Origin of the sequence: Campylobacter coli (assembly GCA_039516895.1) — a bacterium.
GTDB classification, from domain to species: domain Bacteria; phylum Campylobacterota; class Campylobacteria; order Campylobacterales; family Campylobacteraceae; genus Campylobacter_D; species Campylobacter_D coli_B.
This window is the reverse complement of the sequence record CP154437.1, coordinates 462,920-486,400: the sequence shown is the minus strand read 5'-3', so window position 1 is coordinate 486,400 and position 23,481 is coordinate 462,920. Positions and strand designations below refer to the sequence as shown.

At 31.6% G+C, this 23,481-nt stretch carries 18 protein-coding genes and 1 pseudogene; 16 read left to right on the top strand and 3 right to left on the bottom strand.

Annotated features, from left to right (window positions below; translation table 11 throughout):
• The 16 genes and pseudogenes from pseI to AAID94_02235 all read left to right on the top strand — a co-directional run bounded on the left by pseI (nucleotide 1) and on the right by AAID94_02235 (nucleotide 17,906).
• Entirely contained in the window at nucleotides 1–1,032 is a 1,032-nt protein-coding gene (pseI, locus tag AAID94_02310) for a pseudaminic acid synthase (GenBank protein XAK24372.1), read from the top strand.
• On the top strand, nucleotides 1,029–1,997 hold the full coding sequence (gene legB, locus AAID94_02305) for a 4,6-dehydratase LegB (GenBank protein XAK24371.1): 969 nt from the start codon (nucleotides 1,029–1,031) through the stop codon (nucleotides 1,995–1,997). Before pseI ends, legB begins: the two co-directional genes overlap by 4 nt.
• A complete protein-coding gene (locus AAID94_02300) occupies nucleotides 1,990–3,138 on the top strand; it encodes a LegC family aminotransferase (protein XAK24370.1) in 1,149 nt (382 codons plus the stop codon). Before legB ends, AAID94_02300 begins: the two co-directional genes overlap by 8 nt.
• Nucleotides 3,139–3,305: 167 nt before the next feature.
• Nucleotides 3,306–3,926: a NeuD/PglB/VioB family sugar acetyltransferase gene (locus AAID94_02295; protein XAK24369.1), complete on the top strand. Its 621-nt coding sequence runs from the start codon at nucleotides 3,306–3,308 to the stop codon at nucleotides 3,924–3,926.
• Nucleotides 3,923–4,684: a 3-hydroxyacyl-CoA dehydrogenase NAD-binding domain-containing protein gene (locus AAID94_02290; protein XAK24368.1), complete on the top strand. Its 762-nt coding sequence runs from the start codon at nucleotides 3,923–3,925 to the stop codon at nucleotides 4,682–4,684. The genes AAID94_02295 and AAID94_02290 overlap by 4 nt, the downstream gene beginning before the upstream one ends.
• Nucleotides 4,685–4,761: 77 nt before the next feature.
• On the top strand, nucleotides 4,762–5,883 hold the full coding sequence (locus AAID94_02285) for an N-acetyl sugar amidotransferase (GenBank protein XAK24367.1): 1,122 nt from the start codon (nucleotides 4,762–4,764) through the stop codon (nucleotides 5,881–5,883).
• A 10-nt stretch (nucleotides 5,884–5,893) separates the two neighbouring features.
• Nucleotides 5,894–6,575, top strand: a pseudogene (locus tag AAID94_02280) (methyltransferase domain-containing protein).
• Nucleotides 6,576–6,616: 41 nt separating this feature from the next.
• A complete protein-coding gene (gene legI / locus AAID94_02275) occupies nucleotides 6,617–7,621 on the top strand; it encodes a N,N'-diacetyllegionaminate synthase (GenBank protein ID XAK24366.1) in 1,005 nt (334 codons plus the stop codon).
• A complete protein-coding gene (gene legG / locus AAID94_02270) occupies nucleotides 7,614–8,771 on the top strand; it encodes a GDP-N,N'-diacetylbacillosamine 2-epimerase (hydrolyzing) (protein ID XAK24365.1) in 1,158 nt (385 codons plus the stop codon). Before legI ends, legG begins: the two co-directional genes overlap by 8 nt.
• Before the next feature lie 4 nt (nucleotides 8,772–8,775).
• The gene (locus AAID94_02265; protein XAK24364.1) at nucleotides 8,776–9,807 is read left to right on the top strand and encodes a nucleotidyltransferase family protein; all 1,032 of its coding nucleotides are present in this window, start codon (nucleotides 8,776–8,778) and stop codon (nucleotides 9,805–9,807) included.
• The gene (locus AAID94_02260; GenBank protein XAK24363.1) at nucleotides 9,804–10,709 is read left to right on the top strand and encodes a Gfo/Idh/MocA family oxidoreductase; all 906 of its coding nucleotides are present in this window, start codon (nucleotides 9,804–9,806) and stop codon (nucleotides 10,707–10,709) included. The genes AAID94_02265 and AAID94_02260 overlap by 4 nt, the downstream gene beginning before the upstream one ends.
• Nucleotides 10,702–11,409, top strand: coding sequence for a CMP-N,N'-diacetyllegionaminic acid synthase (gene legF, locus AAID94_02255; GenBank protein ID XAK24764.1), 708 nt, complete (start codon nucleotides 10,702–10,704; stop codon nucleotides 11,407–11,409). Before AAID94_02260 ends, legF begins: the two co-directional genes overlap by 8 nt.
• Nucleotides 11,409–12,179 carry an oxidoreductase gene (locus tag AAID94_02250; GenBank protein ID XAK24362.1) on the top strand — a complete coding sequence of 257 codons (771 nt, stop codon included), beginning with the start codon at nucleotides 11,409–11,411 and terminating at the stop codon, nucleotides 12,177–12,179. Before legF ends, AAID94_02250 begins: the two co-directional genes overlap by 1 nt.
• Entirely contained in the window at nucleotides 12,179–14,032 is a 1,854-nt protein-coding gene (locus AAID94_02245; GenBank protein ID XAK24361.1) for a motility associated factor glycosyltransferase family protein, read from the top strand. Before AAID94_02250 ends, AAID94_02245 begins: the two co-directional genes overlap by 1 nt.
• An 11-nt stretch (nucleotides 14,033–14,043) precedes the next feature.
• Entirely contained in the window at nucleotides 14,044–15,999 is a 1,956-nt protein-coding gene (locus AAID94_02240) for a motility associated factor glycosyltransferase family protein (GenBank protein XAK24360.1), read from the top strand.
• Nucleotides 15,996–17,906: a motility associated factor glycosyltransferase family protein gene (locus AAID94_02235; GenBank protein ID XAK24359.1), complete on the top strand. Its 1,911-nt coding sequence runs from the start codon at nucleotides 15,996–15,998 to the stop codon at nucleotides 17,904–17,906. Before AAID94_02240 ends, AAID94_02235 begins: the two co-directional genes overlap by 4 nt.
• A 21-nt stretch (nucleotides 17,907–17,927) precedes the next feature.
• Here the strand turns inward: AAID94_02235 and AAID94_02230 are convergent, their stop codons facing one another.
• From AAID94_02230 to AAID94_02220, 3 genes are all read right to left on the bottom strand, one after another.
• The gene (locus AAID94_02230) at nucleotides 17,928–19,652 is read right to left on the bottom strand and encodes a flagellin A (GenBank protein XAK24358.1); all 1,725 of its coding nucleotides are present in this window, start codon (nucleotides 19,650–19,652) and stop codon (nucleotides 17,928–17,930) included.
• Nucleotides 19,653–19,812: 160 nt separating this feature from the next.
• Nucleotides 19,813–21,537 (bottom strand): flagellin A, encoded by a 1,725-nt coding sequence (locus tag AAID94_02225; GenBank protein ID XAK24357.1) that lies wholly within the window; start codon nucleotides 21,535–21,537, stop codon nucleotides 19,813–19,815.
• A 96-nt stretch (nucleotides 21,538–21,633) separates the two neighbouring features.
• The gene (locus AAID94_02220) at nucleotides 21,634–23,481 is read right to left on the bottom strand and encodes a motility associated factor glycosyltransferase family protein (protein XAK24356.1); all 1,848 of its coding nucleotides are present in this window, start codon (nucleotides 23,479–23,481) and stop codon (nucleotides 21,634–21,636) included.

Below are 23,481 nucleotides of genomic sequence, written 5' to 3'. Positions count from 1 at the left end.
ATGCAAATAGGAAATTTTAATACCGATGAAAAAGTTTTTATCATAGCAGAGCTATCCGCAAACCACTCAGGAAGCCTTGAAATGGCACTTAAAAGCATAAAAGCAGCCAAAGAAGCAGGAGCAGATGCGATAAAAATTCAAACCTACACTCCAGATAGTCTTACGCTAGATTGTGATAAAGATGATTTTATCATCAAAGGGGGGCTTTGGGATCAGCGCAAATTTTATGAACTTTACGAAAGTGCCAAAACCCCTTATGAGTGGCATTCTCAAATTTTTGAAGCTGCACAGGATGCGGGCATACTTTGTTTTTCAAGCCCTTTTGCAAAAGAGGATGTAGAGTTTTTAAAACGCTTTGATCCCATCGCTTATAAAATCGCCTCCTTTGAAGCAAATGATGAAAATTTCGTGCGTATGATCGCCAAAGAAAACAAGCCTACCATTGTTTCAACTGGCATTGCAAACGAAGAAGAGCTTTTTAAAATATGCGAAATTTTCAAAGAAGAAAAAAATCCTAATCTGATCTTTTTAAAATGCACCTCAGCTTATCCAGCACAAATTTCTGATATGAATTTAAAAGGCATTATAAGTTTAAAAGAAAAATTTGGCGTTGAGGTAGGGCTTAGTGATCATAGCTTTGGACACTTAGCTCCTGTTATGGCGGTTGCGCTTGGAGCTAGAGTGATAGAAAAACATTTTATGCTTGATAAAAATATAAAAAGCGAAGATAGCAAATTCAGCCTTGATTTTGATGAATTTAAAGCCATGGTGGAAGCAGTAAGAGAGGCTGAAAGCGCTTTGGGCGATGGCTCTTTAGCCTTAGATGAAAAAAGTCTTAAAAACCGCGTTTTTGCTAGAAGTTTATATGCAAGCAAAGATATCAAAAAAGGTGAAATTTTTAGCGAAGAAAATGTAAAATCAGTGCGTCCTTCTTTTGGACTTCATCCTAAATTTTACAAAGAGCTTTTAGGAAAAACTGCCACTAAAGATATAGAATTTGGCACAGCTTTAAAACAAGGAGATTTTCAATGAAAATCCTAGTAACAGGTGCAGATGGTTTTATAGGCTCTCATCTTTGTGAGAGTTTGGTTCAAAAAGACTATAAAGTAAGAGCTTTAAGTCAATATAATTCTTTTAATTTTTGGGGACATTTGGAAAAAAGTCCGTATTTAAAGGATATGGAAGTTGTAAGTGGGGATTTAAGAGATAGCTTTTTTTGTGAAAAAATCACTCAAGGAATGGATGCCATTTTTCACCTTGGAGCTTTAATTGCCATTCCTTATTCTTACGAAGCACCGCAAAGTTATGTAGATACTAATGTAAAAGGCACTTTAAATATGCTAGAAGCTGCGAAAAAAAATGAAATTTCTCATTTTATACACACTTCTACAAGCGAAGTTTATGGCACTGCAAGATATGTGCCTATCGATGAAAAGCACCCTTTACAACCTCAAAGCCCCTATTCTGCTAGTAAAATCGCAGCGGATATGATGGCGCTTAGTTATTATAATGCTTTTAATTTAAATGTAAATATTGCTCGCCCTTTCAATACCTATGGACCAAGACAAAGTGCAAGAGCTATCATACCCACTATCATAACACAAATTTTAAGTGGGGCAAAAGAATTAAAGCTTGGGGATTTAAGTCCGACAAGGGATTTAAACTTTGTCCTTGATACTTGCGAAGGCTTTATCTCGCTTTTGAAATTAAATCATTTTGGAGAAGTATATAACATAGGCTCTGGGACTGAATACTCCATGCAAGAAGTGCTTGATCTTATACAAAAAATTCTAAATCAAAATGTAAAAATCATCCAAGATGAAAAAAGATTGCGTCCAAAAAATAGTGAGGTTTTTAGACTAAAATGCGATTCAAGCAAGCTTCAAAATGCAACCCATTGGCAAAGCAAAATAAGTCTTGAAGAAGGCTTAAAACTAAGCATAGAATATTTTAAAGAAAATTTAGCAAGTTATAAAAGTGAAATTTACAATGTTTGAAAATGAAATCGCTTTTATCAAAAAACTTTTCAATAAAGAAAAAATCGCTTTGCACGAACCTTGCTTTATCGGAAATGAAAAAAAATATCTCTTAGAATGCATTGATAGCGGTTTTGTTTCAAGCGTGGGTGAGTTTGTAACGCGTTTTGAAGAAGCTTTAAAACAAAGAACAAAAGCTCGATTTGTCATCGCTACAAATACAGGCACCGCCGCACTTCATATCGCTTTACTTGCAAATGGTATTGATGAAAATTGTGAGGTGATTACCCAAAGCATTAGCTTTGTTGCAACGGCAAATGCTATTGCTTACACAGGAGCTAGGGCTATTTTTTTAGATATTGATGAAAATACTTTGAGTTTAAGTCCTAAAGCTTTACAAAATTTTTTAGAAAATCACAGCTACCAAAAAGATGGCTTTACTTACAATAAAATCACGCATAAGCGCATCAAAGCTTGCGTTGTAATGTATACTTTTGGTCTTAGTGCTGACATAGAAAAGCTTTGCGAAATTTGTAAAAATTATAATATTTTTTTAATCGAAGATGCCGCCGAAGCTTTAGGAAGCACTTATAAAAACAAGGCTTTAGGTACTTTTGGAAAATGTGGAATTTTAAGTTTTAATGGAAACAAAATCATCACAGGTGGGAGTGGTGGAGCGATTTTATGCGATGATGAAAATTTGGCAAATCTTGCAAAGCATTTAAGTACTACTGCTAAAATACCTCATCTTTATGAATACGATCATGATATCATAGGCTATAATTATAGACTGTGCAATATAAATGCCGCAATTTTACTTGCGGGACTTGAAAAGCTAGATTTCTTCCTAGAAAACAAAAGAGAATTGGCACAAATTTATAAGGATTTTTTTACAAATCATAAAGCTTGTAAATTTATAGATGAAAGAAAAAATTCAAAAAGCAATTTTTGGCTCAATGCTTTATGTTTTAAAGATGAAAATTTAAGAAATATATTTTTACAAGAATGTTTAAAAAACAATATCTTTGCGCGTCCTGTATGGAAAAGCTTGCCTAGCCTTAAACCTTTTCAAACTTGGCAAAAAGATGAGCTTTTAAATACTCAAAAATTAGAAAAATGTTTGGTAAATTTACCTAGCAGTGTAAGATTAGATAAGGAATGATTTGTTAAAAGAGAAAATTTTAATTTCAATGCTCTAAACACAAAAGACTTTTAAAAATTGCTCAATTTAAAGGAGATATTAACATGCAAGAAAAATTCATGATATTTACCACCAATGAGCGGGGGGGGGGGATTTAAAATTTTACTTCTTCTTTTTAGGAGAAGTCTATGAAAAATGTTATTATTATAGGCTCTGGGGGTTTTGCTAAGGAGCTTTACTCTTATTTAAAAGATGCAAATTATAATATTATAGGTTATATCGATATACAAAAAAATGATTTTTATAATCTAAACTATCTGGGAAATGAGGATAATTTTGATCAAAATTTAATCCATAAAGCATTCTTTGCTTTAGGTATAGGGCAAATCAGCCTAAGGAAAAAAATTCTTTTAAAACTTTTAGACAAATCGTGTAATTTTCTTACTTTTATACATCCTAAATCTTTTGTTTCAAAAGAAGCTAAGATCGGACAGGGTGTAATTATCTGTCCTTTTGTAACTATTAATGCTGACTCTAATGTAGGAAATTTTACACTCTGCAATATTTATTCTAGCATAGCTCATGATTGTATAGTAGGAGAAGGGAGTATTTTGAGTCCTTATGCTACACTCAATGGAGGCGCTAAAATAGGAAAAAACTGCTTTCTATCAACTAGGGTAAGCTTACTGCCTCATGTCAACCTTGGTGATAACTGTATAATCAGTGCTGGAAGTGTCATCTCAAAAAATTATACTTCTGATCAGCTCATTTTTCATAAAAACATCATCAAAACAAGGAAAAAACAATGAAGCAAATTAACATCATAGGCTTTGGTTTAATGGGGCGGCAAATAGGTGCTTTATTTTATCTATTGGGTTATAAAGTGGGCATCTATAACAAAAGCGAGCCTAATATTGATGAATTTAATAAACAAGTCAAATTTTTAAAAAGAAAATTAGATTTTTCCAATTTTCAAACAGGAAAATTATTTTTTTATAAACAAATAGAAGATTTTAAAGATAGCTTAATTATAGAAAGTTTGAACGAAGATTTAGTCTTAAAAAAAGAAATAATTGAAAATCTCAAAAAGAAAGGCAATACAATTTTCTCAAATTCAAGCTCTCTTGGAGCCAAAGATTTAGCTTGCAATTTTATACATTTTTTCAATCCCATCTCTATTAAACTTATAGAAATTTACGGATTAAATATAAATGAATTTGATTTTCTTAAAGATCTTAAAGATTTTGGTTTTTACATTATACATAGCAAAGGAAATAGAGGTTCTTTAGCAAATTTACTTTTATTTAATGAAATTTCCTCTTTTTTTAAAATCATAGAAACATATAATTATAACATTCAAGATTGTCAATTAGTTTATGATCTTCTTTATGAAAAAAGAAATTTATTAAACATTATAGATACTATAGGCATAGAGTTATGTGATGAAATTTGTAGAAATCTTAAAGAAGAGGATGAAAATTTCTACCATCCTAAAATATTTCAAAAAGCTTTAAAAAATGGTATTTTAGGTAGAAAAAACAAAACACATATTTTAAATATATTATAAACATAAATTAAGAATGTATTAAATCAATAATCGATACAATCTAAACATTTTAATTTTAAATAAAATTGGAGGATTAAATGCTCTATTGCGATCATTGCGTTATGCCAAATACAAGACCTGGTATAAAATTTTTCAAAGATGAAAAAGGTAAAAACATTTGCTCTGCTTGTATCAACCATAAAAACAAAGAAAAAATTGACTATAAAGCAAGATTTAAAGAGCTTGAAAATCTATGTGATAAATACCGCAGAATGAATGGCAAATTCGAATACGATTGCGCCATAGCTGTAAGCGGTGGCAAAGACTCTCATTACCAAGTGCATATCATGAAAGAAAAATTAGGGATGAATCCTATACTTTTTAGCGTAGAAGACAACTTTACCATGACAGAAGCAGGCAAGAAGAACTTAAGAAATTTAAGCGAAACCTTTGGCTGTCATCTCATCAGTCTTAAGCCCGATATCAAAACACAAAAAAAGCTAATGCTAAAAACTTTTGAAAAATACGGCAAGCCTACTTGGTTTATAGATAGACTTATATATAGTTTTCCTTTTGGTATGGCTTTAAAATTTAATACCCCTTTGCTAGTTTATGGCGAAAATGTAAGCTATGAATATGGGGGAGGGGACGACAAAGAAACGCCTAGTGCAAAAGCGATCTTTGAAAATGGGGTTGCAAGCGATTTAGATATAAATGAATTTATTGATGATGAAATAAAAGAGGAAAATCTTCAACTTTTCTTTAACCCAAGCGCTGATGATCTTAATAAACTTGATCCGATTTATCTTAGTTATTTTATAAAATGGAATTCTTACTCAAATTATATCTTTGCTAAAAGTCGTGGATTTAGTGATTTGCAAAATGAGTGGGATAGAAGCCATTGTGCTGAAAATTTTGACCAAATTGATACCATAGGATACATACTGCACGCTTGGATGAAATATCCAAAATTTGGTCACGCAATGGCAAGTGATTACGCATCTCGTTTTGTGCGTTATGGAATGATGAGTAGAGAAGAAGCTGTAAAAATCGTGAAAGAAAAAGATCATAAACTAGACAATAAATGTATCGAAGATTTTTGTAATTTTACAGGCATTAGCAAGACTACTTTTTGGAAAATTGTTGAAAAGCATTACAATCTTGAACTTTTTTACAAAAATGAACTCAATGAATTTAAACTCAAAAATCCATTAAATTAAAGGAAATAAAATGCAAAACTCACTTCAAACTTATACTCAAAAATACGATGAAAACAATTACGGACTTTTATATCCTGATTCTCATGTAATTAGATTTTATGAAAGAATTTTAAAGTACAAACTTGGCATTACAAGCGGAAATTTACTTGATTTTGGTTGTGGCAATGGGGTTCATTCTAAGTATTTTTTAGACAAGGGTTTTAAACCTTTTGGTATAGATATTGTGCCGAGTTTACAAAAAAATTGGGATGCTAAAATCAAAACTTCAGGGGGGGGGGGATTGTAAAATCATAGAGCCAAATTCTAGTATCAAAGGGCTTTTTGATGAAAAAATGGATATTGTCTTTGCAAATCAAAGCCTTTATTATATTCCTAAAACAGAACTTAAACAAAATATCTTAGAATTTTATGAATGCTTAAATCAAGGTGGAATACTTTTTGCTACAATGATGAGTGAGAAAAATTACTATTTTTCTCATAGTGAAAAAGAAAATGAAAATGGATTGTGTAGAGTTAGCATACAAGGTCGCTTAAACGAAACAACTTATATTCATTTTGCTAAAAGTATCGATGAGTTACAAGAACTTTTTAAGCCTTTTGAAGCCTTATTTTTGGGGGATTATGATCCTATTAATTTTTATAATTTTGAAGGCTCGGCTCATCATTTTATTTACATTGGCATAAAAAGATAAAAATTTTTTGCCTTTATTGAAGGCAAAATAAAGGCAAAAAAATGAAAAAAGCTTTAATCATAGCAGAAGCAGGGGTTAATCACAATGGTGATTTAAATTTGGCCAAAAAGCTGATCGAAGTTGCTGCCAAAAGTGGAGCTGATTTTGTTAAATTTCAAAGTTTCAAAGCCGAACTTTGCGTGAGTAAAAATGCTAAAAAAGCAGCTTATCAGTTAAAAACCACAGCCAAAGATGAAAGTCAATTAGAAATGATTAAAAAACTAGAGCTTGACTTTAACGCGCACCAGCTTTTAATCTCTCATGCTAAACAATGCGGTATCGCTTTTCTTTCAACGCCTTTTGATTTAGAAAGCATTGAACTTTTAGATGATTTAGGACTTGAAGTTTTTAAAATTCCAAGTGGGGAAATCACAAATTTACCTTATCTAAAAAAAATTGCAAAATTAAATAAAAAAATCATACTCTCCACAGGAATGTCAAATTTAGGCGAGATAGAAGCGGCTTTAGAAGTACTTTGCAAAGAAGGCACCCAAAGAGCAAATATCACCCTACTTCACTGCACTACCGAATACCCCGCACCCTTTGATGAGGTTAATTTAAAAGCTATGCAAACCTTAAAAAATGCTTTTAATCTTGATGTAGGCTATTCAGATCACACCAAAGGTATACATATTTCTTTGGCCGCTATCGCCTTAGGGGCAAGCGTGATAGAAAAGCATTTTACCTTAGATAAAAATATGTCAGGACCTGATCATAAAGCCTCTTTAGAACCCGATGAACTTCAAGAACTTTGCACCAAAATCAGAGAAATCGAAAGTGCTTTAGGCGATGGCATAAAACAAGCAAGCAAAAGTGAAAGGAAAAATATCGAAATTGCAAGAAAAAGCCTAGTAGCTAAAAAGAAAATTAAAAAAGGAGAAATTTTTAGCGAAGAAAACCTTACCACAAAACGCCCTGCTAGTGGTATAAGTGCGATGCGTTATGATGAATACTTGGGCAAAAAAGCCAGTAAAGATTATGAAGAAGATGAGCTAATCCATGAGTAAAAGAAAAATTTGCATAGTCAGTGCAACAAGAGCTGAGTGGTATCTTTTAAAAAATTTATGCCTTGAAATACAAAATGATAAAGACTTAGAACTTCAAATTATCGCCACAGGAGCACATTTAAGCCCCGAATTTGGACTAACCTATAAAGAAATAGAAAAAGAATTTAAAATCGCTAAAAAAATTCCTATTTTACTCGCAAGTGATGATAAAATAAGCCTTTGTAAAGCTATGGCTTTGGCAAATATTGGCTTTAGCGAAGCATTTGAAAGCTTAAAACCTAATATCGTAGTAATTTTAGGCGATCGTTATGAAATGTTAAGCGTGGCCAGTGTGTGCTTGATGATGAATCTTCCCATAGCCCATCTTTGCGGTGGAGAGCTTACCTTAGGAGCCATTGATGATAGCATAAGACATAGCATTTCTAAAATGGCACATTTGCATTTTGTAAGCACCCAAACTTATAAAAATCGTCTTTTGCAACTTGGAGAAGAAGAAAATCGTGTATTTAATGTCGGATCTTTGGCAAGTCCTATTATAAAAAATATCAATTTTTTGGATAAAAACGAGCTTGCAAAAGTCTTGGAATTTGACTTAGAGCAAAATATTTATTTAATTACCTATCATCCTGTAACTTTAAATTTACAAAATTCTAAAAAAGAAATCGATATTTTATTAAAAACTTTAGATAAACTTAACAATGCAAGTTTGATTTTTACCAAAGCCAATGCAGATGAAAATGGGCTTTTAATCAATGAAATTTTAAAAGATTACTGCGAAAAAAATCCTAAAAAAGCTAAACTTTTTGACAATCTTGGCTCACAAAAGTATCTTAGCATTATGAAAATAGCCAAAGCCATGATAGGAAATAGCTCAAGCGGTATAAGCGAAAGTCCTTTCTTTAAAACCCCTTGTATCAATATAGGATCAAGACAAAAAGGGCGTTTAAGAACTCAAAATATCATTGATTGTGAATTTGAAAATTTAGATCAAGCTTTTGAAAAACTAGAAAGCAAAGATTTTAAACAAGCATTGTATCATTTTAAAAACCCTTACGAAAATGACAAAAATCCAAATATAATCATAAAAACTTGCCTAAAAAACGCGAATTTGGATACAATTTTACAAAAAAAATTCATTGATTTAAGGTAAAACCTTGGATATAAATAAACTCAAACTCACACCTGATTCTAGCATTGAAGAAGCCTTAAAAGTAGTAGGACAAGAACGCGTTCGCCTTGGAATCATTGTTGATAAAAAGGATAATTTCTTAGGTGTGATCAGTGATTCAAACATCAGAAAAGCTTTGATAAAGGGTAAAAATTTACAAAGCAAAATCAAAGACATCTATACTAAAAATCCTATTACCATCAAAGAAAATACAAGTAAAAATGAACTTTTAAAACTAAGCGCAAAGACTGATATTTATGATTTTCCTGTGCTAAATGACAAAAAAGAAGTCATTTCTATAAAATCCATTTCTTCCTTACTAAACCGCCAAGTAAATTCAAATTTTGTCATCATAATGGCAGGTGGACTTGGAACCCGTTTAAAAGAACTGACTAAAGATACTCCAAAACCTATGCTAAAGGTTGGAAAAAAGCCTATTTTAGAAAGTATAGTGCAAAGATTAAAAGAGCAAAATTTTGAAAATTTCATCTTTTGTGTAAATTATAAAAAGCAAATTATCGAGGATTATTTTAAAAAAGGTAAAGATTTTGGTATAAAAATTTCTTATATCAAAGAGCGCAAAAAACTAGGTACAGCAGGGGCTTTAAGTCTTATCAAGCAAGATTTTAAAGAAAGCTTTATCGTAATGAATGCAGATATTTTAACCGAGCTCGATTTTAACGAGCTTTTAAAAGCACATAAAGATTCTAAAGCTTTAATGAGCGTATGTGTAAGAGAATTTGAGCAGCAAATTCCTTTTGGAGTGATAGAACAAAATAAAGGCTTTATCACAAATATCACAGAAAAGCCGGTGCAAAAATTTTTAGTGAGTGCAGGAATTTATGTATGTGAGCCTGAAATTTTAGAACTTTTAAATAAAAACGAATACCTTGATATGCCAGAGCTTATTAAACTAGCTATGCAAAAAGGCAGGGTAAATACTTATTTAATCCATGATTATTGGATCGATATAGGAAGACTTGATGAGTTTGTCAAGGCAAATGAGGAATTTAAATGAAAGTTTTAATCATAGGCTTTGGAAGCATAGGAAAAAAACATTTTTTAGCCCTAAATGAACTTGGATTTTTAGTAGATGTGCTTTCAAAAAGCTATGAATTTTCGCATTTTGAAGGTAAAAACTTTAGACTTTTTAAAGATTTAGAAGAATTAAATTTACAAGATTATGACTTATTTGTCATCGCAAATATCACTACAAGTCATTTCAAAACTCTTGAATTTTTAGATCAAAATGTAAAAGAAAAAATCATACTTGTGGAAAAACCTTTATTTCAAAAGGATATGGAGTTTATTCCTAGCAACAATAATCAAATTTATATTGCTTATCTTTTAAGATTTCATCCTATGATTCAAGATTTAAAACAACTCATTGATGAAAAAGAAGTTTATTTTGCTAAATTTATTTGCAATTCTTATTTGCCTAATTGGCGAAAACTTGATTATAGGCAAAATTATAGCGCCAAAAAAGAGCTAGGTGGTGGGGTAATGCTTGATTTATCCCATGAGATTGATTTGGCTTTTTATTTTTTTAAAGAACTTTCTTTAAAATTTTCTCAAAATTTAAAAATTTCAGAGCTTGAAATAACAAGTGATGATTTTACTTTTTTGGCATTGAGTGCGAAAAATACTTCAATTCATATCGAGCTTGATTATTTTTCAAAATTAACTCAAAGAAAAATTCTTTTTCATACCAAAGAAAATAGCTTTGAAACCGATTTAGTTCATAATAAATTAAATATTTATGATAAAACTAACAATTTTAAAAGTAAAACTTATGAAAATGATACTTTTAAAACCTTGCAAAATATGTATAAAGCGATCCTAGAAAAGGATCAAAATTTATGCACTTTAGAAGAAGCAAGGAGGGTTTTAAGATTGTGTGATGAGGCAAGAAATGGGTGAAATTTTATGCACAATTTGTGCAAGAGGTGGAAGCAAAGGCGTTAAAAATAAAAACATACGCAAGATTAACGATCTTGAGATGATAGCTTATAGCATTATCCAAGCTAAAAATTCAAAGCTTTTTAAACATATCGTTATAAGCACAGATAGTGAGGAAATAGCCAAAATAGCGCTAAAATATGGCGGCGAAGTTTTTTTCAAAAGAGAAGCTCATCTAGCAAGCGATACAGCTGCTAAAATTCCTGTAATGCGTGATGCTTTATTAAGAAGTGAAGAGCATTTTAAATGCCAATTTGACACCCTAATCGATCTTGACGCTTCAGCACCGCTTAGATCAAGTAGTGATATCATAAAAGCTTTTGAAACATTTTGTCAAAATCAAAATGATAATCTAATCACCGCTGTTCCTGCTAGACGCAATCCTTATTTTAATCTAATCGAAGTGCAGGATGGAAAAGTTGTAAAATCCAAATCAGGAAATTTTACCACACGCCAAAGTGCACCTAAATGTTATGATATGAATGCGAGTATTTATATATTTAAAAGAGATTTTTTACTGCAAAATGACAGCGTTTTTGGTGAAAATACAGGGCTTTTCATCATGGATGAAAGCACTGCTTTTGATGTAGATAGCGAGCTTGATTTTAAAATAGTAGAATTTTTGATCAAAGAAAAAAACTTACAAGCAAAGGATTTTTAATGCTAGAAAATAAAATTATCTTTGTAGCAGGAGCTTGTGGACGCATAGGCAAAGCACTTTGTAAAAAGATATTGCAAAACAAAGGCATAGCCATTTTAGCCGATATCAATGAAAATCATTTATCCATATTAAAAACAGAACTTGAAAATGAGTTTCAAAAAGAGCTTTTAAGTCTTAGGCTTGACATTACTTCTAAGGAAAGTTTAAATTATGCTATCGATCAAGCCTTTGAAAAATACTCTAAAATCGATGGCTTTGTAAATTCTAGCTATCCTGTAGGAAAAGATTGGGGCAAGATAGCTTATTATGAGGCTTCATATGAGCAAATTTGCGAAAGTTTAAATTTGCATTTGGGGGGATTTATCTTAGCTTCGCAAGAATTTGTGAAATTTTTTAAAAAACAAAGCTATGGCAATATCATCAATCTTAGCTCTATTATGGGGGTTTTTGCGCCCAAATTTGAAAATTATGAAAATACCACCATGCAAAGTTCTTTAGAATACAGCGTGATCAAAGCAGGGATTAATCATCTTGGTGCTTGGCTCGCAAAAGAGCTTTTTAATACAAACATTCGTGTAAATACCTTAGCAAGTGGTGGAATTTTAGACAATCAAGCCAATATTTTTTTAGAAAAATACCGCAAATGCTGCGCAAGCAAGGGTATGTTAGATGCAGAAGATATTTGCGGAACCTTGGTATTTTTACTCAGCGATGAGAGTAAATTTATCACGGGACAAACCTTAGTTGTAGCTGATGGATGGGGACTTTAATGAATAATGAACTTTTCTTAAAAAATACTCAAGCACTTTTTGAAGTGGATCAAATTTTAGCTTATGAGTTAAGAAGAATTAAGCATTGTTTTAATTTCGCATTACAAGGCGATAATCTAGAAAATCTTAATATAATCCATCTATCTAGCAAAGAAAGTATTTATAAAAATCCTTATGAAGAATTAAGCAACAATTTAACTTTTTTCAAGCAAGAATACTCCAAATATCCTACTTTATTTTTTTATGGTTTGGGTAGCGGTGCGTTTTATAAAGCCTTGCTCACAAACCAAAATCACAAACAACTCATCATTTTTGAAAGCGAGCTTGAGCTTTTTTACTTGGCTTTTCATCTATTTGATTTTAGCAAAGATATTAGAAATGAAAGATTGATTTTGTTTTATACACCCAACTTAAATACCACCCAGCTTAATGCTTTACTAAATCATAAAAAAATTAAATTCAGCATTAAAACTTATGATTTTCATATTCATAGCGAATTTTATCTTTCTCATTATAAAGACATCATTCAAAATCTTAATCAAAGTCTTATTGAAATCATCAAATTTATAGTCCTAGCTTATGGTAATGATCCTAAAGATTCGCATATAGGCATTGAACATACTTTAAAAAACCTAAATACCTTAGTTTATGGGAGTGTTTTTCAACACTTTTTAAAATATAACCGTGCAAAATCCAAAAATGCCATCATCGTTTCAACCGGCCCCTCGCTTACAAAACAACTCTCTCTTTTAAAAGAATACGCCTCAAAAGCAACGATCTTTTGTGCTGATTCTTCTTATCCTATACTTGCAAGAGCGGGTATAAAGCCTGATTATGTCTTAAGTCTTGAAAGGGTAGCGGCAACAAGTGAGTTTTTTAATAATGATTTTAAAGAATTTGATAAAGATATTTTATTTCTAATCACATCAGTAACCCATGAAAATACCCTAAAATATCTTGAGAAAAATCATAGAAATTATATGCTTGTATTAAGACCTTTGCTTTTTTCTTCACATTTAAAATTAGATGATTTTGGTTATCTTGGTGTAGGAATGAGTGTTGCCAATATGGCTTATGAATTGGCTGTTGCTTTAAGACATGAAAATATCATTTTAATCGGACAAGATTTAGCTTATGATGATTTAGGACATTCTCACCCAAAAGATCATATTTATGGAGAACAAGGTGATAAATTTCAAGATAAACTTAGTGTTAGAGCCTATGGGGGCAAAGGACTTGTAAAAACTCAACTTTCTTGGCAACTTTTCAGACAAAGTTTTGAAAAAGATATACCTCTTGTTAAAGAAAAGCTACAAATTACTACATATAATTGCACCGAAGGTGGAGCAAGGATAGAAGGAAGTATAGAAAAACCTTTTAAAGAACTTTGTGAAAGTATACTTGATACAAATTTAGAAAAACCTTTTAAGAATGATTTTAAGTTAGAACCCAAAGAAGCGCAAAAAATTTTAGAAAAAACAAAAAAACACCTTCTAAATCAAGTAAAAATAAGTAAAAATTTAATAGAAGAAATTCAAAATAAACTCAAGACTTTGCCAAATATTTTAAACGAAAAAGATATCAATTTGGATTTTAAAAAACTTAAGAAATTAGAGCTTGATTTTCAAAGCTTGGCTACTAAAATGAAAAGCTATGGCCTTATGAGCGAGCTTTTACAAGCTTTAGTTTTTCATCAAGAGTGTGATCTTTTAAAACTAAAAGTACAGCCTTGCAAAAACCAAGAAGAAGAACAAAAACAAATTTTGCTTTGCTTGAAATATCATCATGAAAAATTCAGTGAATTGATTTTATATATGCAAATTCAAAACGAACTCATAGAAAAATACATCTAAAGGAGAGAAATATGACTTTTACAGAAGAGCAAAAAAATCGTTATAAAAAAAACTTCAACGCCCTATCTGATAACCTTATCCTTAAAAAAGATCTTGCAAAACTTTCTAAAAGTAAAAAATTTAAAATCCTACAAGGGCAAGATCCACTTGATATAAATCTTTTAAACACCTTTACCCACAAAAAAATTTACAACAAACCCTTAGAAGAGCTAAATGCTTTGCTTGCAAGCTATAATGAAAAATACATTCTATACCCTGTGCTTTATTTTTATGGTTTAGGCAATGGCATACTTTATAAGGCTCTTTGTCAAAACCCTAAATTACAACACATCATCATTTTTGAAAATGATATAGAACTTATCTTTACAAGCTTGCATCTTATTGACTTATCTCAAGAAATCAAAGAAGGAAAAATCCACATTCTCTCTTCTAAAAAGAACAAAGAGCAATTTCTTTCTATTTTTAATGTCCAGCCTTTTTTAAATTTTTTAAGGGTGTATTTTTTAGAACTTCATAGCGATTATTATGAAAGCGAACATGATGAAATCATCAAGCTCAATCAAAACATACGCCACGCCATTACAGAAGTAGTATGTGCACCTGGAAACGATCCAAAGGATGCCTTACAAGGCATAGAACAATTTGTTTTTAACTTGCCTAAAATGCTTACCCATCCTAACGCTAAAGAATTAATCAATACAAGAAAAGGCCTTGATAAAAATGCCATCATCGTTTCAACCGGCCCCTCACTTACAAAACAACTCCCTCTTTTAAAAGAATATGCCTCAAAAGCAACGATCTTTTGTGCCGATTCTTCCTATCCTATACTTGCAAGAGCGGGTATAAAGCCTGATTATGTGATGATGCTTGAAAGAACAGATGTAACAGCTGAATTTTTTAATCACGATTTTGGTGACTTTGATAAGGACATCATCTTTTGTGTTGCTGCTTTGGTACATCCTAAGGCTATTGAGTACCTAGAAAAGCAAAATCGAACCTATATTTTAATCGAAAAATCACTTCATTTTGAAAGCTATATGAAGCTACATTCTTTTGGTTATTTAAACCTAGTTTCAAGTGTGGCACATATGGCTTATAAGCTAGCCATAGCTTTAAAATTTGAAAATATCATTTTTATAGGACAGGATCTAGCCTATGCAAAAGATGGTTGTTCTCATCCAAAAGACTATCAAAACTCATCTACTTATGAAACAAATATGTATGAACATCTCTCAACCAAGGCTTATGGTGGAAAGGGCGAGGTAAAAACTCATTTTATATGGAATATATTTCGCACCATTTTAGAAAAGCATATCATCAACACTCCAAAAACTATCAAGGTTTATAATTGCACCGAAGGTGGAGCAAGGATAGAAGGAAGTATAGAAAAACCTTTTAAAGAACTTTGTGAAAATTTATTGACTAATGATTTAAATAAACCTTTTCCAAGTCTTAATCTTCCAAGTCAAGATAAGCAAAATGAAAGAATGTTAAAGGCCTTTTACAAAATTCAAAAAAGCATTCAAAATTGCGATAAATTAGAACTTTTTGTCCTAGAAAAACAACAAAGCATTCTAGAAAAAATCAACCAAGAAGAATTTAAAAACCTAAGCTATGATGATAAAGAATTAGCTCAAGGTATCATTGATGATATCGATACTTTAAAAAATGAAATAGAAAAAATCCACACTTTTTATCAAGATCTGGGTGAAATTTTACAACCCTTATATCATCAATTTGAGTTTAATTTGGCAAAAATTTATGTTTTAAATCCACTGACAAAAGAAGATTGGGTAAATAAAACTTTATTGTGGATTAAAGAGCATTTGGATTGGATTGCTTATATTTTAATACATCTAAAAGCTCAAAAACAAGCTTTACAAAGCAGTATTTTGCCTTTAGAAAATGAACTTTTACAAAGAAATTTTAAACACTTACTTGATCAAATCGAAAGGAAATCAAAATGAAAACAACAGATATATTTGAAAAAAATCTTCTTTCTCTTTCAGGAAAAGAATACGAGAATTTGGTTAAAAAACTTAAAAAAATCAAAGAAAGTAAAAAATTTTCTCCCCTTTTTGATGCTAAAGATCCGCTTAATTTAAACATCATAGAAAACTCCACCAAAGAAAAAATTTATCAAAATCCTTTGAAAGAATTAGAAAGCAAAATCGATCTCATTCAAAAAAAATACCTTAAATATCCCGTTTTATTTTTTTATGGCATAGGCAATGGCTTTTTATATAAAGCCTTATTACAAAACCCACATTTTAAACGCATTATCATTTTTGAAAAAGAAATTGAACTCATATTTCTTGCTTTAAATTTAGCCAATTTTACCCAAGAGCTTAAAAAGGGAAGATTGATTATCATTTTAAGCAGTGAAATGAATGATACTAAGGCGAATTCTTTATTTTCTTTGCCCGAAATAAAATTATTGTTTAAATCCTATTTTTTGGATTTGCATTCAGATTTTTATGAAAAATACTCAAAAGATATTATTAAAATCAACAATATCAATAAAAATATGATTATCTTCTCCTCTCTAAGACAAGGCAATGATCCTAAAGATGCTTTGCAAGGTGTGGATCAATTTGTAAGGCATATACCTCATATGATTACCCATCCAAGTCTTAGTGAGCTGATTAAAAAAAGATATAAAAAAGCTAAAAATGCCATCATTGTAGCTACTGGTCCAAGCCTTCAAAAACAAATTCCACTTTTAAAAAAATACCACAAAAAAGCTAGCATTTTTTGTCTTGATGCTTCTTACTCGATCTTGCATGAAAACGATATCAAACCTGATTATGTTTTAAGCCTTGAAAGAGTGGCTGCAACAAGTGAGTTTTTTAACAATGACTTTAAAGAATTTGATAAAGATATATTGTTTATCCTTTTAACACTTACCCATCCACAAACCATCAAATATCTAGAAGCTAATAAAAGATCTTATATACTTACACCAAGAGACTTGCCTTTTTCGCAAAGCATTAAACATTTAAAAGATTTCTCATCGCTTAATGGAATGAGTGTGGCACATATGGCTTTAGTTTTAGCTTATCATTTAGGGCATGAAAATGTGATTTTAATCGGACAAGATCTAGCCTTTGGGAAAGATGGATCCTCACACTCAAAAGGCTATGGCAGGGGTGAAGAGCTAGCTAAAAAAGAAACACAGGCTCTATCCCAAACTAAAGTAAAGGCTTATGGGGGGAAAGGTTTAGTTAAAACAACAACAGTTTGGGAGCTTTTTATTAAGGTTTTTGAAAACATAACTACTATCATCAATGCACAAAAAAATTGCACTATTTATAATGCTACAGAAGGGGGTGCAAGAATAGGTGGAACCATAGAAAAACCTTTTAAAGAACTTTGTGAAAATTTACTGGATAAAGAGCTTAAAAAACCTCTCACAAAGGTCAATAAATTAAGCAGAAAAGAGCAAAATCTTTTACTTTTAAAATCCTATAAACAAATCAAAACTTTCATCAAAAGAAGTGAAAAAATCGCAAAAGAACTTAGAAAAACCGGAAAGCAGATTAGAAATTTAACCCAAGAGATCAAGCAAAAATACAAATTAGAGCAAATCAGTAAAAATATAGATGAGATTAAAACAAAACTTGCAAGTAGCAATTATGCTTATTTGGCTGAAGTTTTAGGACCAAGTGTTTATCATGCAGAAAGCTCTTTGGGTGAGCTTTATTTGCAAAATATTAGCAATGAAAGCGATAAACAAAACAAACTCATTGCTTGGATTTATGCACATGAAGCTTGGATTGATGAAGTGCATAATTTAATCATCTTGCAAAATAGCGTTTTAAAAAATGCCATTATACCTTTAAGAGATATGGTAGAAAAAAGAAAGCTTGTGTAATCGCTCTAAAAAGAGCGATTTTTATTGTAAAAGTTTTAAAACATTTTGTTGTACAGCATTGGCCTGACTCATCGCATAAGATCCACTTTGAGCTAGGATATTGTATTTAGAAAAATTTGCACTCTCTGCAGCAAAGTCTACATCTCTGATGGTTGATTCAGCTGATTTAACATTTACTTGAGTTACAGTAATGTTGTTGATAGTAACTTGAAGTTGATTTTGCACCGAGCCTATATCTGCTCTTATTTGATCAAGATTGATTGTAGCAGTTTCAGCTATATCCATCACAGCCATAGCACCTTTTAGAGTTGTAACCCCTGCAGTTTTATCCGTTGAACCTAGTGCAGTAGCTTTCATTTGAGCAAATTGAGATTGCCCTGATCCAGCAGAAAAACCACTGCCTGCAGATACAGTATAAAAATTACTTAGCATAGATTGTTGAGTTCCAATAAAACCAACATTAGCGCTTAGCATTAAAGACATCTCTTTACCACTACCTACAGAAAAACCAGAACCAGCACTCATACCAGAACCATCTGAACTCATATATGTACTGATAGAAGAATAATCCGCTAAGAATCTTCCGCCACCTTCATAGTTGTTAAATCCCATAGCATCAGCAATTTGAGCTGAAATTTGTCCCTTAGTTTCTCTTAAAGATACTGAAGATTGAGAAATCATTTGACCATCTCCAAAACCTACTGCTGAAAGTCCGGTTCCTGAAATCGTTATATCTCTACCATCATTTTTAACAAGAGAAAGACGACCATAATTTTCTGCTTGTTCTGATAAAATACCCATACTTGGAGTAAAGCCACTGACTTTAATACCTCTACCCTCTCTTGAAGTAAGAACCAATCTTCCATCATCACTCAAAGAAGCCTCAACCCCAGTAGTATCTTTTACAGCATTGATAGAAGCTATCAAAGATCCGTTTTTATCACCTGTTTCAAATTCTATTTTACCAATTCTTACCCCATTGATTGTAAAATCATCCGCAGTACTTCCTTTTGTAATAGCCATTGCACCAACAGTTTGTACATTAAAACTAGCTCTAACGCCTGTTTTATCAGCATATTTATTGATCTCTTCAGCCAAAGCTCCAAGTCCTGTTCCTACTGAAGTAGAAATAACAACGCTTTGAAATGTAAAGTCTTCTATACCATTATAGTTTTTAATAGTAATTTGCGCAGTGCCACTGTCTGAAATCTGCGATCCCGTTTCAAATCTTGTTACACCGATTTTAGAAGACTGAGTCGCTCCGATGGTAGCTTTGATGGTTTGATTTGACTGTGCACCGATTTGGAATTCTTGATTGACAAAGCTACCACTTAAAAGTTGTTTACCGTTAAATGAAGTTGTATTTGCGATATTGTCAAGTTCTTCCATCAAACGATTGATATCTGCTTGAAGCATAGTTCTTGTTTTTAAACTTTGTCCATCTTGAGCTGCTTGAGTCGCTTTAGTCTTGATAGTATCTAAGATTTTAAGTTGCTCATCCATAGCCTTATCTGCAGTTTGCAAAATACCTATGGCATCATTACCATTGTTTATAGCTTGACCTAAAGTAGAAGCTTGTGAACGCAAAGAATCTGCTATCGCCATCCCTGAAGCATCATCTGCTGCAGAGTTAATTCTAAGACCTGAACTAAGTCTACTTAAAGACTTATCAAGCGCATTAGCATTAACAACTGAATTTGCATGTGCGTTTAACGCACCGATGTTGGTGTTTATTCTAAAACCCATTTTAAATCCTTTCAAAATATTGCATCAAAAGGACTAAAGCAAGAAGTGTTCCAAGTTTTGTTTGTGATTTGATTTTTAAATAAAAAAGCTCGGTATTTCTACCGAGCTTGGATTTGTATAAATTGCAGCATCCTTAAAAAGGATGAGATGATTTAAGTTACTATTGAAGCAATCTTAAAACATTTTGTTGAGAAGCATTAGCTTGTGCCATCGCATAAGATCCACTTTGAGCTAGGATATTTGCTTTAGAGTAGTTTGCACTCTCACTAGCAAAGTCTACATCTCTGATGGTTGATTCAGCTGATTTAACATTTACTTGAGTTACAGTAATGTTGTTGATAGTTGCTGAAATTTGGTTTTGTATAGAACCAAGATCTGCTCTAATGGTATCAAGATTAGTGATAGCAGTTTCAGCTACATCCATCACAGCCATAGCACCTTTTAGAGTTGTAACCCCTGCAGTTTTATCCGTTGAACCTAGTGCAGTAGCTTTCATTTGAGCAAATTGAGATTGTCCTGATCCACCAGAAAAACCACTGCCTGCAGATACAGTATAAAAATTACTTAGCATAGATTGTTGAGTTCCAATAAAACCAACATTAGCGCTTAGCATTAAAGACATCTCTTTACCACTACCTACAGAAAAACCAGAACCAGCACTCATACCAGAACCATCTGAACTCATATATGTACTGATAGAAGAATAATCCGCTAAGAATCTTCCGCCACCTTCATAGTTGTTAAATCCCATAGCATCAGCAATTTGAGCTGAAATTTGTCCCTTAGTTTCTCTTAAAGATACTGAAGATTGAGAAATCATTTGACCATCTCCAAAACCTGCTGCTGTAAGTCCGGTTCCTGAAATCGCTATATCTCTACCATCATTTTTAACAAGAGAAAGACGACCATAATTTTCTGCTTGTTCTGATAAAATACCCATACTTGGAGTAAAGCCACTGACTTTAATACCTCTACCCTCTCTTGAAGTAAGAACCAATCTTCCATCATCACTCAAAGAAGCCTCAACCCCAGTAGTATCTTTTACAGCATTAATAGAAGCTACTAAAGATCCGTTTTTATCACCTGCTTCAAATTCTATTTTACCGATTTTCACTCCATTGATTGTAAAATCATCTGTAGTGTTTCCTTTTGTAATAGCCATTGCACCAACAGTTTGTACATTAAAACTAGCTCTAACACCTGTTTTATCAGCATATTTATTGATCTCTTCAGCCAAAGCTCCAAGTCCTGTTCCTACTGAAGTAGAAATAACAACGCTTTGAAATTTAAAATCTTCTATACCATTATAGTTTTTAATAGTAATTTGCGTAGTGCCACTGTTTGAAATCTGCGATCCCGTTTCAAATCTTGTTACACCGATTTTAGAAGACTGAGTCGCTCCGATTGAAGCTTTGATGGTTTGATTTGACTGTGCACCGATTTGGAATTCTTGATTGATAAAACTACCACTTAAAAGTTGTTTACCGTTAAATGAAGTTGTATTTGCGATATTGTCAAGTTCTTCCATCAAACGATTGATATCTGCTTGAAGCATAGTTCTTGTTTTTAAACTTTGTCCATCTTGAGCTGCTTGAGTCGCTTTAGTCTTGATAGTATCTAAGATTTTAAGTTGCTCATCCATAGCCTTATCTGCAGTTTGCAAGATACTTGCTGCATCGTTACCATTGTTTATAGCTTGACCTAAAGTAGAAGCTTGAGTTCTTAAGCTATCTGCTATCGCCATCCCTGAAGCATCATCTGCTGCAGAGTTAATTCTAAGACCTGAACTAAGTCTTGCAAGCGATTGATCCAATGCTTTGCTATTTAGATCTGAGTTTGCTTTAGCATTTAATGCTGCAACGTTTGTGTTAATACGAAATCCCATTTTAAATCCTTTTAAATGAATTCAAACTCATCCATGAGCTTGTTACTCACTATATCGTTTAGAAAAAAAAATACTTTATAGTTTTTTGTAAAAAATTTATATCAATTTCTCATATTCTAACATTGCATCCCTTATAATAAAGGATTTCATCTCTAATTTCTCGATAAACTTTTCAAGCCATTTTTGATAAGCATGAATCAAACTTAAAAAATAATGTGTTTCATCCTCAAATCTTTTTTTTATAACTTCAGATAAAAAATTCCCACGATAGCCAAATGTTCCTCTTAAAACATCATCTTGTATAAAAGTGTTATTATCTAAAATAAAATCAAAATCAGCAATGCTTTTATAAATATTTTGTAAAAAATCTAAAGGTAAAGTTTTTTTCACATTTAATACATTTATCAAAGCATTATTTAACAAATGAGCATCTCGTAAAATATCTTGAGCACTTTGAAAATCGTTTTTTAAATGTAAAAAAATCTTAGACAAAAACTTAAGCGATCGATTATAGGTAAAGGGTTTGGGTATATTAAGAGAAGGTTTTTTCTGGGTAAAAAATTTTTCACAGCATTCTTTAAAACTTATATTTTTTGCAAAATTAATATAAGCACCCCCTTCTGTAGCATTATAAAATACTGCTTTATCATTATTTCTTGCAATAAGATATTCAAGCTTTATGCGGTAATCATTCCAAGCAATATGAGTTAAAACCTCACCTTTTCCTTCATAAGCTAGAACTTTTAGGGTTGGTATAGTTTTTTCTTCATTAAATTGTTCTCCATAACTAAACCCTTTTGAATGCGAATTTCCTTTTTCATCAAAGGCTAAATCTTGTCCTATCATAACGATATTTTTAAAACCTAGAGCTAGAGCCAAAGTATAAGAAAAATGACTTACATGAGTTCCTGTCTCTATATAACCAAAATCATCCAAGTAAAACTGCCTATATAAACACTCATTTCTTAATACAACGCAGCAAGGCAGTTTTGTTTGCACGTATTTTACAACATTAGGATGTGTATTTGCTGCTAAAACCGCTATGGTTTTAGAATAATCTAAAGATTTTGAACAATTAAAAAATTTCACTGCCAAATCTTCTATATCCAAATTCAATACATAGTCTGCAACAATACCCTCATTTTCAAGCATATTTAAAGCACCATCTGCACAAAAAATAACTACATTTTCTTGATATTGTCTTAACAAAGAAAGTTGTTTATGAAGACTAGGACCAGCTGAAACTACAACGGCTGTATCAAATTTGGCCTTACGTTCGCTTAAAAGTCTTTGAAAGGGTATATTTTGTAATAAATGGGGTATATTTTGCAAAAATTGCTTGTAACAAATAGTTGTTAATTGATCATTGGGATCAAAATTTCTAATAACTAAAAAAATATTATCTATACACTTTTTATCAGTTTTTGATATAGTATCTTGATAATACAATTTATAAAAATTACAATTTATAAACATCTCATAAAGATTTAACCATTCAAATATATCTCTTTGATCAAATAATATACTAAGCTGAAGCTCCATTTTTGGCTCACAAACATCCACAAGATAAATTTTCCCACTACAAAGCTCTTCACTCAAATCTAGTGCGCTTAAAGCTAAGATAAAAAGTTCTATCTCACTTTCAAATACAAAAAGATGTCTATAATGCTTAGCTAAGTTTTTGATAAGCAAGGCATTGCCTATACCATAGATACATATAAAAGGATATCTTAAAGTTTTTTCTAAAATGTTTTGATAAAAATAATTTAATTCTTCTAAGTTTTCATACATGAAAATATCATTGTTTTTATCATAGATATTTAAATTTCCATCCATACTAAAACGAGAGCAAGTCTTAGTTTGTATAAAATTTAAAAGTTTATTTCCTAAGGGTTCATTGACTCCGCTTAATAAAGCTTGTATGTTTTTTTCTAGGATACTCAT